This window comes from Nonomuraea sp. NPDC050547 (assembly GCF_044457345.1).
GTDB lineage: Bacteria > Actinomycetota > Actinomycetes > Streptosporangiales > Streptosporangiaceae > Nonomuraea.
On record NZ_JBITGW010000012.1, the window covers coordinates 93,746 to 107,448 of the forward strand.

General features: G+C 69.0%; 11 protein-coding genes and 1 pseudogene. 7 read left to right on the top strand and 5 right to left on the bottom strand.

All coding sequences use genetic code 11. The features are described 5' to 3' along the window. Positions 1–552 precede the first annotated feature (552 nt). Entirely contained in the window at positions 553–1,050 is a 498-nt protein-coding gene (locus tag ACIBHY_RS28760; RefSeq protein WP_397308239.1) for a hypothetical protein, read from the bottom strand. A 476-nt stretch (positions 1,051–1,526) separates the two neighbouring features. Beyond that, positions 1,527–2,333: a UTRA domain-containing protein gene (locus tag ACIBHY_RS28765; RefSeq protein WP_397308240.1), complete on the bottom strand. Its 807-nt coding sequence runs from the start codon at positions 2,331–2,333 to the stop codon at positions 1,527–1,529. 1,230 nt (positions 2,334–3,563) lie between these two features. Between ACIBHY_RS28765 and ACIBHY_RS28770 the strand changes: the two genes are divergently transcribed. Continuing rightward, positions 3,564–3,983: a hypothetical protein gene (locus ACIBHY_RS28770; RefSeq protein WP_397308241.1), complete on the top strand. Its 420-nt coding sequence runs from the start codon at positions 3,564–3,566 to the stop codon at positions 3,981–3,983. A gap of 285 nt (positions 3,984–4,268) precedes the next feature. Here ACIBHY_RS28770 and ACIBHY_RS28775 read toward each other — a convergent pair. Together ACIBHY_RS28775 and ACIBHY_RS28780 are read right to left on the bottom strand one after the other, a co-directional pair. Next, positions 4,269–4,394, bottom strand: a pseudogene (locus tag ACIBHY_RS28775) (ATP-binding cassette domain-containing protein); the annotation flags it as partial. Next, positions 4,391–5,539, bottom strand: a complete 1,149-nt coding sequence (locus ACIBHY_RS28780) for a serine hydrolase domain-containing protein (protein ID WP_397308242.1) — start codon at positions 5,537–5,539, stop codon at positions 4,391–4,393. The gene ACIBHY_RS28780 and the pseudogene ACIBHY_RS28775, both read right to left, overlap by 4 nt. 142 nt (positions 5,540–5,681) lie before the next feature. On the opposite strand from ACIBHY_RS28780, the gene ACIBHY_RS28785 reads away from it, so the two are divergent. The 3 genes from ACIBHY_RS28785 to ACIBHY_RS28795 all read left to right on the top strand — a co-directional run bounded on the left by ACIBHY_RS28785 (position 5,682) and on the right by ACIBHY_RS28795 (position 8,723). Continuing rightward, positions 5,682–6,860 carry a sensor histidine kinase gene (locus ACIBHY_RS28785; RefSeq protein WP_397308244.1) on the top strand — a complete coding sequence of 393 codons (1,179 nt, stop codon included), beginning with the start codon at positions 5,682–5,684 and terminating at the stop codon, positions 6,858–6,860. Then, positions 6,857–7,507 (top strand): response regulator, encoded by a 651-nt coding sequence (locus ACIBHY_RS28790; RefSeq protein ID WP_397308245.1) that lies wholly within the window; start codon positions 6,857–6,859, stop codon positions 7,505–7,507. The genes ACIBHY_RS28785 and ACIBHY_RS28790 overlap by 4 nt, the downstream gene beginning before the upstream one ends. 379 nt (positions 7,508–7,886) lie before the next feature. Then, the gene (locus ACIBHY_RS28795; RefSeq protein WP_397308246.1) at positions 7,887–8,723 is read left to right on the top strand and encodes a class I SAM-dependent methyltransferase; all 837 of its coding nucleotides are present in this window, start codon (positions 7,887–7,889) and stop codon (positions 8,721–8,723) included. Between the two features lie 144 nt (positions 8,724–8,867). On the opposite strand, the gene ACIBHY_RS28800 is transcribed toward ACIBHY_RS28795, so the two are convergent. Beyond that, positions 8,868–9,662: a helix-turn-helix transcriptional regulator gene (locus ACIBHY_RS28800; protein WP_397257952.1), complete on the bottom strand. Its 795-nt coding sequence runs from the start codon at positions 9,660–9,662 to the stop codon at positions 8,868–8,870. A gap of 83 nt (positions 9,663–9,745) precedes the next feature. Between ACIBHY_RS28800 and ilvD the strand changes: the two genes are divergently transcribed. The 3 genes from ilvD (at position 9,746) to ACIBHY_RS28815 (ending at position 13,308) form a co-directional block, all read left to right on the top strand. Then, positions 9,746–11,590: a dihydroxy-acid dehydratase gene (gene ilvD / locus ACIBHY_RS28805; protein WP_397308247.1), complete on the top strand. Its 1,845-nt coding sequence runs from the start codon at positions 9,746–9,748 to the stop codon at positions 11,588–11,590. 5 nt (positions 11,591–11,595) lie between these two features. Continuing rightward, positions 11,596–11,718: a hypothetical protein gene (locus ACIBHY_RS28810; protein WP_397308248.1), complete on the top strand. Its 123-nt coding sequence runs from the start codon at positions 11,596–11,598 to the stop codon at positions 11,716–11,718. 99 nt (positions 11,719–11,817) lie between these two features. Continuing rightward, positions 11,818–13,308: a serine hydrolase domain-containing protein gene (locus tag ACIBHY_RS28815; RefSeq protein ID WP_397308249.1), complete on the top strand. Its 1,491-nt coding sequence runs from the start codon at positions 11,818–11,820 to the stop codon at positions 13,306–13,308. Positions 13,309–13,703 lie beyond the last annotated feature (395 nt).

A 13,703-nucleotide genomic window follows, 5' to 3' on the forward strand; every position in this document is an offset into this window, starting at 1 on the left:
AACGACCGGTTTGACCTGCGGAAATGCCATTGCAGTGCCACTTAAATCGGGGTTACAGCTCTACTGTAGGCCGCAAATGGCACGGACTGTGATCTGCATCACACTTCAAGATCACAAGCATTTGGGGACACCCCTCGGGTTCTCCGCCGATAGGGCCACTTCGTGACCCGCTACAGCGCCGCAGGTCAACGTTCGGCAAGCGCCTGTTCGTAGCCTGTCGCCGCGTGTTACACAGAAAGAAGTGGTCGCGTTGCGACGAGAAGCCGACCACGTCGTGGCATGAGCGCCGACGCCCACACACCGCTCGCGCTCATGCTCCCCCCGTGACACCCAGCACGGCGATTCGACCGTCACCCAAAACACCCGCGTGGTAACTATGGGTGGTACGGAGTCGGCTTCTGGAGGGGGAGCCGACCTCACGTGGGGGCAAGGGCGACCGGCACATCCCGCGTCAACCGACTAGCGGCCGCCCTTGCACCCCGAGGACGACGTCGGCCGTTTCCTTGCTCCAGACCGGTTACTCGTAGGTCCGCCGACTGGCCGTCTGCCCGGCTATACAAACGCCAGGACCGCCAGCGCGCCTGCAATCATCACGCCGCGCCGCCCGACCCTCAGCCCCTTGTGATTGCCAGCCATACGCATCGCCGCGCCTCCCGTGACAAAGACCACGCCACAAGCTACGGCGAACGCCAGAGCCATCCCCAGCTCAAGCATGATCACCGAGCCGACCAGCGCACCGCCCAACAGCCCGAATCGCACGACGTTCATCCACGGCCGGTGACTGTAAAGAAACGTCGCAGCACACAGGGCCGTGCTAGACAAGATCCCGCCCAGCGCGAACGTCAAAGCCATCTCTCGCGCAACCAGGATGAAGACGCCGGGCACCACGATCAACAGAACAACCAGCCGATGCTGCCAACACACAGCACACACGTCCCGCAACGCGTCCGCATAGCGCTTCCCGGCCGCCGGGAAGAGGAGCAGCAGTATGCCGAAAAGCGCCAGTTGCATGCCCCACGTGTCAGCCAGGTTCGCAAGCGTCTCAAGCACACCCCATGCTTATCACTCCGGACCTCACCCGCGTACCGTCCACGTCTCATTGCCGAATTGTTCTTATAGGTATCAAGGGCGGCGCTCCGCGCCGCCGCGCCGCCCGTGCCGCGCTCCCAGGCCGCACCCGCCGCGCACCGGAGCATGCGGCCTGGCGGCCGGTCACCGGTGCGCGGGCGGCCAGCACCGCACGAACGGCGCGCACACGAACCCGCCCTCTCATCCCTTGCCGGACAACCGCCAAGATCCTTCAGGCACCATTCCGCGGGACGCATTTCCGCAGATGAACTTGGCCGCGTGCGCGCCGGCCACCCTAGCTCCACATGCGTTCCGCAGCCCCTACGGGGTTGCCTCCGGCAAGACTGGCAGGCCCCCACGCTCCCGCCGACCACGTGCCGCACCGCGCCCGATCTGTACACAGAAGAGCCCCCACGAGCCTAGATTCGTGGGGGCCGATCTACCGCGCGAAGTTGCCTCTAGAACTCGTCGTACCCGGTGACTTGCCCAATCGGGAAAATGTGGCGACTTCCAGCGCAAATCGTCTCCAGCACGTGAATAGCCGTGCCTTCGCTGGAGTAGCTGGCGCGGAGGACCTGAACGATCCACTCGCCTGACTCAAGTTCCAGAGTCTCGCGTTCGAAGGGCGTTGGTGGACGGACGGTGAGGTTCTCCTCCGCATGCCCGAAGGCGTACCCGAGAGCGGTGATAGCCGACTGGAGCGAAGGCTGGACAAACTCCGGTTCGGCGATGCGTGTGTCTCCGAACAAGTCAGCTCGAAAGTAGCTGGTCGCGATCCTCACGGGCACGTCACCAACTGTCATCATCTTCCGGCGAGCGATGATGTCCGTGCCTGGCTCCACCTGTAGGCAGACCGCAACGTGATCACTTGCGGGCTCCAAGCCGACGTACAGCATCCGTCGCCCAGCTTCCAAGCCCTGTCGCTCGGCTTCGGCCAGAAACAGCGACTTCGAACCGCGCACAGCAGGTTCCGTTGGCAGTGCGCGTTGCACAAGCACCTTTGGCGCGGCGGCGGCCGGTCCCTCTGGCGCGCGAGCCGCTGGACCCTTTCGCATTTGCGAGATTCGTCCGGGAGAAACCCCAAGTTGTCCCGCGATGTCCTCCAAGCTCATCCCTCCTTCTCTTGCTTCTGCAATGGCCTGACGTCTCATCTTGGCTGCTTCAGTGACAAGACCTTGCTCTTCCGTCATCAGTCTGCTCAGTACGCGTGCCCGTTCGACCGGATCACTTATCTGTGCGACCTCCCGCAATGTCTTCAGATCCATCCGGGCGTTGCCTCCTGGCCAGCCACCGCGTTTTAGCCCCCCTATTGCGACAGGCGGTAACGATGTCTTACCCTCAACTTTAGCCCCCCTAAAACGGGGGCATGAGGGCGGACCCCCGCCTCAGGGCCACGGTGCGGGAACACCGCCCCGGACGGGGGTCCGAATCGCATCGATCGCTTTGGAGAGTACCGATGCCCGACCAGACTACTGCCCAGACCAGAGGGCGCAACGAATCACGGCCCGCTCTCCCAACGTATGTCGTATCGGACACGGCGTGCAGAACTCGGACCCCCACCGCAGAGCCCCCCGAACCGTCCCCAAGCCCTCATCTCCGCCCCTATGACGCTGCCCGACGCCTTGTCGTGGAGCTGTTGGCACGTGGCGTTAGGTGTGAGCTGTTGGCCAGTAGTAATACGTGTGCGTGGGTGGCGGTCTGGGGAGGACTCACCACCACGTGCAACGGGAACGGGTTCACGTGGATCAACGGCAACCGAGGCAGTAAGCCCGTGTATGCAAGTGTCCCGGCTGACGATCCCGTGACCGCCGCTACCCGCATAGCCGCCCGGCATGACGCGCTGGCCGCCCAGCACCGCACCCGTGGCCTTGCCGAAGCCGAGTACGAAGCCGTGTACGGAGCCGAGGCGGTGAAGCCCCAATGACCACCCAGCAAGCACCCTGCAACAGCGCTGACACCGGCATCGACCACGACATGCCCGAGGTCTCTGACGAGCATCCGTTCTACGTGCATCGCTGCCTCACCGGGCACCGGTGCAACCACCCCGCTTGCATGCGGCGCTGCTCAGACCATCTCTGTCTGCGCTGCTACCCCCCGCACGACTAGCCACCCGCCCCCGCCCAGCCTTGCCGGAATCGGGGCCGGTCAGGTCAGGCGGGACCACCGGGGGCGCGTGCCCTGGTGGCGCACAGCAAGGCACGCGCCCCTCAAGCCCCCGGTGACTCTTGCCCCCGCATGGGGAGGCAGCGCGAGGGACACCGGGCACTGCGTACTCCCCACTGGCGTCGACGGAGTACGCACCCACCCCGCTCCGCCCCCACGCCTGCCCGGAGCGGGGACACTACGCGGCTAGCTGCCCCCGGCTAGCCGTAAGCCCTGGCCAGGTGCCAGCCAGGGAGCACCACGCAGGGGGCCTCCGGACTGATCCCCCGTCCGCCCGGAGGCCCCCTGTCGCGCATCCACCCCCCGCCACCTCAGCCAAGGAGGCAACCCTCATGCGGCTACGCGACATCATCCCCGCCGACCAGCTACCCGACCCAGCCGCCCGCTTCCCCGACCTCTGGTACACCGACGAATGGCAAGCCCGGTTTGCGGACCTTGCAAAGCGACGGTGGACACGCGGCCAGGTCAACGGCTGCCTACTCCTCAACGACCGCCCGATGATCCCCTACGAAGCCTGGCCCTACACCAAAAGCCTCGCGTTCGGCCCGCTAGCCCCCCACCAACCCGAACTCGACTTTGGCTCTGCCGAATGGCAGGCAGTTCTCCGCCGCTACCATCAACGCGGCTTCACCTACCGCCAGACGGCCATGGACCTCCACCTCAACGGCATCCCTCTCGTTGGCGAACAAGCGTGGATGAAAGCACTCGCAGCCGAGACCACACCCCAACAAACTCCAACAGCAGACCCGTAGCGCACCTACAGCGGAGAGCGTTTCGGGATCGTTTCCGGAGCCGTCCGGCGGGGACCCCCCCAAGATCGCATTCGCGGGGCCGGGAGGAGGTACCGGTCCGAGGTGCAAGCACCTCCCTTCCTTAGAGCCAGCGTAAGGCCCCGCAAATCCGATCTTGGCCCCACCGGCCAGCACCACCGGCAACCATCCCGCAACCCTCTCCCACGTCCCCCGATCGAACGCACACCGTTGCCGCACCCCTGCCACCGACCCACCCGAACCACAACAAAAGGGTCACATTCTCTCCGTCGTCTTTCCCGCCCCGTTCGGGCCGAGGAACCCGGTGACCCGCCCCGGCGGGACGCTGAAGGACAGTCCGTCGACCGCGACGGTGTCCCCGTAGCTCTTGGTCAGGCCCACCACCTCGATCATGCGGGCACATCGCAGAGAACGTCGTCGATGACCTGGTCGGTCATCGCCTGCATCTTCTGGTAGTCCTCGACGCGCCTGCCCGCCGCGCCGCTGAGGGACAGGGCCACGCTGCGCCTGCCGTCGGCGGAGAAGCCCTCGCGGCTGATGTAGCCCGCGGTGTTGCCGCCGTGGGCCCAGTACTCGCCGCCGCATGACAGCTTGTTCCGGTAGAGGCCGAGGCCGTACCCGATCGCGACGCCGTTGGAGAACGTGACGGTCTTCTTCATCTGCGCGAGCTGCGCGGGCTTGAGCAGCCTGCCGCCGAGCAGCGCGCGGAAGAACCGGCTCAGGTCGGCCGTGGTGCTGATCATGGAGCCCGCCGAGGCGTAGGAGGTGGGGCTGTGCACCGTGACGTCGGTCAGCGGGCCTCCGGGCCGCCACTGCTGGTAGGCCCTGGCGTACGGCCGGGGCATGCCCGTTTCGTCGCCTGGAACTCTCGTGTCCTTGAGCCCGAGCGGGCCGATGATGCGGCGGCCGACCTCCTCACCCCACTCCCTGCCAGTCACCCTCTTGATGATCATTCCGGCCAGGACGTAGTTGGTGTTCGAGTACGACCAGGCGCCGTTTCCCGGGGCGTGGCGCATGGCCACGGCGACCAGCTCCTCAGGTGTGTGGCGCCGAAGCCTTTCGCGCTCGAACGACTCGGCGTCGCCCGGCGCGATGTCGGCCATGTAGTCGTACAGGCCGCTGGTGTGCTGGAGCAGCTGCCTGACGGTGATCTTCCGCCCGTCGTTGCCGTTGCCCCTGACGACGCCGGGAAGCCACTTCTCCACGCTGTCGTCCAGACCGAGCCTGCCCTCCGCGGCGAGCTGCAGGACGACGACGGCCACGAAGGTCTTGGTGTTGCTTCCGATGCGGTAGTGACCGCGCGCCGAGACCGCTCGTTCTGTCCGGGTGTCGGCGACGCCGCCGACAGCCGTCCACTGCCGGCCGTCGGCGCTGATGACGCGCCCCTGGACGCCGACCACGCCCGCGGCACTGAGCGCCGCCAGATCGCGGCGGAAGTCCGCCCTGGAGTACTCGTCGACGGCAGCGGCTCCGGTGGAGGCGGCGAGCACTCCTGCGGCAACGGTTGCGACGACGAAACGTCGTGTTCTGCTGTGCATGACGAGCACTCTGCCGCCGGTCCTCAAGCGGGCGCCTCGTCCGCCAGTCGATCGGGGCCCGTCGCAGGCTGCGACTTTCGTCGGGGGTGCCGTCGCGAACGGACCACGTTCGCACAACCTGCCTGGCCATACGCTCGGGGATGTGGGAAGTACGTCGCTGGAACGCCGCATGCTGGCCGAGGCGGCCCTGGTCGTCGATCGCCTGGCGCCCTGGGCCCTCGGCCTGGCCGTGGCCGTACTGTCGGTCGGCCTGCCGACCCCCGACCAGGTGCCCGAGGCGCTCTCAGAGCCGATGCGGGTGCTGTTCGCCATCGTTTGCGGGGCGGCGGCATCGGCGGGACGCAGGCGGCGCCGGCCCCTGATCGCGCTGGGCGCCGCCGCGTGCGTGCTGCTCGCGCAGTGGCATGTTCTCACCGTGGCGACGTACTACGTGGTGACGGGCGAGCCGCGGCGGCGCCTCGTCGCGCCGTACGTCGCCATCGCCACTGCCCTCGTCGCGGTACGGCCCGCGCTGCCGCTACCCGGTGACCGCTGGGTGTTGACGGAGGTCGGGGCCAATCTCGTCTGGGCGGTCGTGCTGCCGCTGGTGGCAGGCCTGTGGGTGAGCGCACGCAGGCAGGTGCTCGCGGGGCTGCGTGAGCGCGCGGAGCGGTTGGAGCGCGTGCAGGCAGCCCGCGCCGAGCAGGCGCGGGCACAGGAACGCACGCGAATCGCGCGGGAAATGCATGACGTTCTCGCCCACCGGGTGTCGCTGATCGTGCTGCACGCCGGCGCGCTGGAGGTCAGCGTCCAGGACCAGAACATAGCCGCCGAAATCGCTGGCATCAGGGCAACCGGCAGGGAGGCGCTGGCCAACCTGCGTGAGGTGCTCGGCGTGCTCCGTACCGCGGAGTCCCTCGACGGCCACGCCCCACCACCGTCGCTCGCCGACCTCGACCGGCTGCTCGGCCAGTCGAGGTCCGCCGGACTCCGGGTGCGCCGCCATGACGAAGGCGACCCCAGGCCAGTGTCGCAAGCCGCGCAGCGCGCCGCCTATCGCGTGGTGCAGGAGGCTCTCACCAACGTTCACAAGCACGTGGGAGAGTGCGACGTCGACATCGTCCTGCGCTATGGTCCCGGCGATCTGGAGGTGGTCGTGGCCAACGGCCCGCCCGCCGGCCCGCGCGCCACGGAATCCCTCCCAGGCGCCGGCCTTGGACTGCTGGGTCTACGCGAACGGGTCGCCCTGCTCGGTGGCCGACTCCATACAATCCCCGGCCCCACGGGCGGCTTCACCGTCACGGCCACGTTCCCCACCGAGCGGATCGAGAACCCGGCATGATCAGAATCCTGATCGTCGACGACGAGCGCATGGTGCGGTCCTGGCTGCGGATGATCCTGGAGTCCGCCGGCGACATCTCGGTCGTCGCGGAGGCGGGCGACGGGCAGGAGGCTGTCGCCGCGGCCGGCCGGTACCACCCCGACGTCGTGCTCATGGACGTGCGGATGCCGGGCACCGACGGCCTGACCGCCGCCGCGCGCATCGCCGCCTCGCCCAACGCGCCGAAGGTCATCATGCTCACCACGTTCGACCTCGACGAGTACGTGCATGAGGCGCTGCGCGCCGGCGCCGTCGGGTTCCTGCTGAAGGACACCCCGCCCGGCGACCTCGCCGCCGCCGTCCGCACCGTGGCCGCGGGAAACGCCATGCTGGCTCCCACCGTCACCAAGCGACTCATCAGCGCCTTCGCCGAACGACGCGACGCCACCAGGGCCGATGCCGCCCAGCGGCTTCTTGGCGGGCTGACCGGTCGCGAGCACGAGGTCGTGCTCGCCATCGCGCGCGGCCTGTCAAACCGGCAGATCGGGCGCGAGCTGTCCATGACCGAGACCACCGTCAAGGCCCACGTCAGCCGCGCCCTGGCCAAGCTGCACCTCGGCAGCAGGGTGCAGGCGGCGATCCTGGTGTTCGAGGCAGGCCTCCTGTGACCCTGATGACATCGCGGCCGCGCCACCATCGGCTGAAGCGGTCCGCCCCGCCGCCGGAGCTGTCACCGCCCGGATCAGGGCAGCGAGGCTCGGCCGATGCGCTCGATCGCCTGCTGCAGCGCGTTCAGGCGCTGCCTGGGGCCGCAGCTTGCCCGTATCGAGGGGGAGGTCGCCTTGCGGGCACTGGCCGGCCGGCTACCCGGGCTCCGGCGCACGGGCGATGCATGCCTGCGGTCGTCGGCGTCGATCCGCGGTTTCCGGCACTTGCCGGTCGCTGCCTGACCTCTGGGGAAGGGACGGGTGGCGTCCCGCACGCAAGCCGCTCTCAACACCCACCAGGTGTCGGCGCTCGCTCCAATCGGCCTGCCACACTACGGACATGAACGGAATCCTTCCCGCTGACGGGCTCGCCGCGAATCGTGCCCTCTGGGATGCCCGTGCCCAGGCACACGGCACGACCCCCAACGACCTGCTCTACGACGTCGATTCGTTCCTGGCGGGCCGGCAGACGCTCTACGGGATCGAGCTGGAGCTGGCCGGTGATGTGAGCGGCCAGGATGTGCTGCATCTGCAGTGCCACTTTGGCATGGACACACTCAACTGGGCCCGTCTGGGTGCCAGGGTCACCGGTGTCGATTTCTCGTCGACGGCTATCGTCCGGGCACGCGAGCTGGCTGAGCTCGCCGGGCTCACCGCCGATTTCGTCGAGGCCGACACGCAGAACCTGCCGTCCGGCCTGGCGGGCAGGTTCGACCTTGTGATCGCCACCTACGGGGTGCTGTGCTGGATCGGGGACCTTAACGCGTGGATGCGTGGTGCGGCGATGGCGCTGCGGCCAGGGGGAAGGCTGGTGCTGGTCGACCTACATCCCGCCTTCCAGACCCTGGCCACCTACGAACCGCTCGTGGCCGACTGGCCCTACGGCGGAGGAGAGCCCCAGCGTGAGGTCGTAGCGGACACGTACGCGGACCCAGACCTGCCGATGACCGCACAGGAGGTGGTCCAGTACCCGCACTCGGTGGGCGAGATCGTCACAGCGGCTGCCGGAGCGGGACTGATCGTCGACCGGCTCGTCGAGCACACCGAGGCCGAATTCCCCGGACGTCGCATCCTGCCCCAAGGACCCGACGGCGCCTCCCGGTTCCCCTTCGGCGACACCTACCTGCCGATCCTCTACTCGCTGCGAGCGAGGTCACCCCGAACGGCCACTGCGTAGCCGCCCGCGGCACGGGGCAGCGGCCCGCGCTTCCCCGGCTCCTGCGGCCCCGGCACCCGGGCATGGACCACGCCTGCTTACGCCGCCCGGTTCGCAACCACGCGCCGGGCACGGAGGATCGCAAGGCGAGGCCGCGCCGTCGCGTCAACATCCTGGGGTGTAGATGACCACGTGCAGGTCGGGGTGGTCGGCAGGGGCCAGGCGGTGGTGCTCGAAGTGCCGCACACCCGTGATCGGATGGTCGAAGACGCGCATCCGGGAGGCGAAGCCCTCGATGTGGTGGTCCTGCCAGGCCGTACGGAAGGCCGCACTTGTCGCCAGCAGACGCTGGATGGCAGGGGAGCCGGCGAGGTCACCGAGCCGGGGCCCGGCCTCGGCCCGGAATTCGGCGACGAAACGACGGCTTGTCACCTCCCAGTCCGGCAGCAGATCACGGACGTAGGGATCGGTGAACACCAGCCACAACAGATTGCGTTCCTCCGGAGCGACGGTGGCCACGTTCGGATACAGGTCAAGGTAGGCGGCGTTCCAGCCGGCGATCGTCCAGTCGGGCGCGATGGCGTACGCGGGAAATCCGGCGAGCGCGTCGAGCAGTCGCTGCACGTGGCCGGGAGCGGTGCGGGCCGCCGGTTCTGCGGGCTCGGTGAGTGGGGCATATCCGGCCAGGGACAGCACATAGGCATGCTCGGCGAAGGTCAGGAGCAGCGTGCGGGCGAGGGCGTCCAGGACCTGCCGGGAGGGCTGGATGTCGCGGCCCTGCTCCAGCCACGTGTACCAGGTGGCGCTGACCTGGGAGAGGGTCGAGACCTCCTCGCGGCGCAGGCCGCCACGCCGGCGGGGACCGGCCGGGGGCAGGCCGACCGCTGTCGGGTCGAGCCGGGCGCGCCTGGCACGCAGGAAGTCGCCCAGCTCCTTGCGCCGCTCCGCCGCCGTTCCCATGGACGAAGGATAGGTACTGGTAGCAGGACTACTAGCACTCGGGGCGTCTTCGCTGTACGCCGGCACGCCGCCAGGATCTGGGCATGCCACAGTTGAGATCCCGCACCGTCACCCATGGCCGGAACATGGCCGGGGCACGCGCCCTGATGCGCGCCTCCGGCGTGCCCGGCGGGGACATCGGCGTCAAGCCGGTGATCGCGGTAGCCAACAGCTTCACCGAGTTCGTCCCCGGTCATACCCATCTGCAGCCCGTAGGCCGCATCATCGGTGAGGCCATCGGCGCGGCGGGCGGGATCGCGCGGGAGTTCAACACCATCGCGATCGACGACGGCATCGCCATGGGCCACGCGGGGATGCTGTACTCGCTGCCCTCCAGAGAGCTGATCGCCGACTCCATCGAATACATGGTCCAGGCGCACTGCGCCGACGCGCTGGTGTGCGTCTCCAACTGCGACAAGATCACCCCGGGGATGCTGCTGGCCGCGCTGCGGCTGAACATCCCCACGGTGTTCGTCTCGGGCGGCCCGATGGAGGGCGGCCGGGCGGTGCTGTCCGACGGCACGGTCCGTACCGGCCTGACCCTGGTCACCACCATGTCCGAGGCGGTCAACCCCGCCGTCTCCGATGCCGACATGGCGGCCATCGAGGAGGCGGCCTGCCCGACCTGCGGCTCGTGCGCCGGAATGTTCACGGCCAACTCCATGAACTGCCTTCTGGAGGCTCTTGGGCTGGCCCTGCCGGGCAACGGCACCACCCTGGCCACCCACACCGCCCGCAGAGCCCTGTACGAGCAGGCCGGGCGGACGGTCGTGGAGCTGACCGAGCGGTACTACGGCAAGGACGACGCCACCGTGCTGCCCCGGGCGATCGCCTCCCGGGCGGCGTTCGACAACGCGATGGCCCTGGACCTGGCCATGGGCGGATCCACCAACACCGTGCTGCATCTGCTCGCCGCCGCCAACGAAGCCGAGCTGGACTACGGCCTGTCCGACATCGAGGCGCGTTCGCGCGAGGTGCCGTGCCTGTGCAAGGTGGCCCCGAGCAGCGCGTACCTGATGGAGGACGTCCATCGAGCCGGCGGCGTCCCCGCCCTGCTGGGTGAGCTGCACCGCGCCGGGCTGCTGCGCGAGGACGTCTGGGCCGTCCACGCCGGCTCACTCGCCGAATGGTTGTCCAGCTGGGACGTGCGCGCCCCCGTGCCCTCCCCGGAGGCGTCCGGCCTCTTCCTCGCCGCTCCGGGGGGTGTCCGCTCCGCGTCCGGCTTCTCTCAGTCGGCCCGCTGGGAGTCGCTGGACCTGGACGCGGCCTCGGGCTGCATCCGCGACATCGCCCACGCCTACTCGGCCGACGGCGGGCTGGCCGTGCTGCGGGGCAATCTGGCGCCGGACGGGGCGGTGGTCAAGTCCGCCGGCGTCCCCGACGACATGACCGTGTTCACCGGCGAAGCCGTGGTCGCCGACTCCCAGGAGGAGGCGGTGGACGCGATCCTGTCCGGTCGGGTGGGCCCGGGCAGCGTGCTGGTCATCCGCTACGAGGGTCCGCGCGGCGGTCCGGGTATGCAGGAGATGCTGTATCCGACGGCCTACCTCGCGGGCCGGGGGCTCGCCCACTCCGTGGCCATCGTCACCGACGGCCGCTTCTCGGGCGCCAGTTCCGGCTTGTCCGTCGGCCACGTCTCACCCGAGGCCGCCGCCGGAGGACCGCTTGCCCTGGTCGCCGACGGCGATCTGATCACCGTCGACATCCCGGCCCGTACTCTCCACCTTCAGGTGTCCGAGCCGGGGCTCGCTGCCCGCCGCGTCGACCGGGAGGGCTCGGGTTACCGGCCACGCCGCCCTCAGCGGCACGTTTCGATGGCTTTGCGCGCGTACGCGGCTCTGGCCCTGTCTGCCGACAAGGGCGCCGTGCGCGCCCTGCCCGACGACTGACGGCTTTGGAACGGCTCCATCAGCGGCGTTCCGCCGGTGATGGCTCGCGCGACGCGCTCGCCTTCGGGCTCGAACTCGGCACCGCACAGGCCGACCGGGCCCTGGGCGGGGACGAAGACCAGACCTGACGAAAGCCGGGGTAACCACCCGACGATCGCGCACTACGCCGTACCCGCGTGAACTCCTACCGTCTCCTCCTGGCAGACGGAAATCTTGGAAGGAAGTCCATGAACATGATGCGGAAGATCGCCGCGGTGGCCGGTGTGCTGCTGGCGGTGGGAGTGCCCGCGGGGCAGGCCTCGGCGGCAGCGGTGCGGACCGGTGACCTGAACGCCGGCGCGATCGACACGTACGTGCGCGACTACGTGGAACGAACCGGTCTGCCGGGCGCCGCGGTGGCGGTCACCAAGGGCGACCAGATCGTGCGGGTCGCGGGTTACGGCCACACCGCCAAGGGCGAGGCGATCACCAAGAGCACCCCGATGCCGCTGGCCTCGCTGTCCAAGTCGTTGACCGCCGTGGGAGTGCTGCGCCTGGTCGACGAGGGCAAGATCGACCTGGACGCCTCGGTGCGGTCCTACCTCCCCGAGTTCACCCTGGCCGACGCCCGCGCCACGAAGATCACCGTGCGTCAGTTGCTCCAGCAGACCTCGGGGATGAGCGACCGCAGCTTCCCCGAGCTGGCGCTCGACGCGCCGGCCACGCTCAAGGACGCCGTCGGGATGCTGTCGAGCTACCCGCTCGCCGGCGACCCGGGCGCCAAGATGGCCTACCACAATCCCAACTTCGCCGTCGCCGCGCGGCTGGTCGAGGTGGTGGCCGGGGTGCCGTTCGCCGACTACATGGCGCGGCGGGTGTTCGGGCCGCTCGGCATGAAGTCGACCGCGACCGTCAACACCACCTCGCAGCTCCCCGGCCAGGCCGCGGGCTACATCCGCGCCTACGGCCAGGTCCTGGAGCGTTCCCAGCCGAACTGGTTCATCAACGGCGGCGCCGGGGTCGTCAGCACCGCCGACGACCTGGGCCGCTGGCTGGTCGCCCAGAACGGCGGCGGCCGTGTCCTGACGGAGGAGATCCTGAAGACCACCCACACCCCCTCCGGCGTGGCCGAAAGCACCTACGCCATGGGCTGGACCGCGGGCAAGACCCTCGGCGGAGCACCTGAGCTGCGCCACACCGGCTGGCTGCTCACCCACAACGCCGCGCAAACTCTGCTGCCCGACAGCAAGTACGGCATCGCCGTCGTCACCAACACCGGCATGGTCTCCGGCGACGACGCACTCCTGATCAGCGACGGCCTGATCGACATCCTCGAAGGCCGCGCCGACTCCGTTCAGGAGCCGTTCACCATGTCCGCGGACTACTGGCTGGCCGGCCTGAGCGTCCTCGTCCTCGGCCTCGGCGTCATGGGCGTCCTGCGGTCCGGCCGCTGGGCCCACCGCCGCGAAGGCAAGGCCGTCTGGCGGGTGGGCGTGCGGCTGGTGCCGTACCTGGTGCCGATCGCGTTCTTCTTCGGCCTGGCCGACCTGTTCGGCGTCGTCATGAACAGGGCGGGAACGCTGGAGCAGATCACCTACGTGTGGCTCGCGCTCTACGTCTTCGCCGCCGCGGGCGCGCTCAGCAGCGCCGCCGTCCTCCTCTCCCGTCTCGTCCGCCTCGTCCGCTCCCGCGCCGGCAAGCCGTCCAGCCAGCGGGACAGCGTCCTCGCGAGCGTCTGAGTCCTATCCTGCCCGTCGGTGACATCCGCGAGCCGTTCGTGGACGCCGACGTAGCGGTCGCGGAGCTCACCGGCGAGGGGCACGCCGACCAGACATATGAGGTCACCGGCCCTGGCCTGCTCACCTTCGCTGACGCGGTCGCCGCCGGCCGACTCGTGAAGCGGCCATCGGGTACCACCTCCGCGGGCAGATTCTTGATGCGATCGGTCCGAAGGCGTTCGAGGAGAAGAGGTGGCATGATCCTCGTGCCCGCTCCAGGCCGCTGGGGACGCATCCATCGTTCGGCTGATGGTGTGGCCGTCAGGTCGATGCCGCGGCTCAACCCATCGAGTGGCCGCCGGAGCGATCCGTACCGGCGCCTTCCCCGGCAGTCTCGTCGGTGTCCTGGAAGGAAC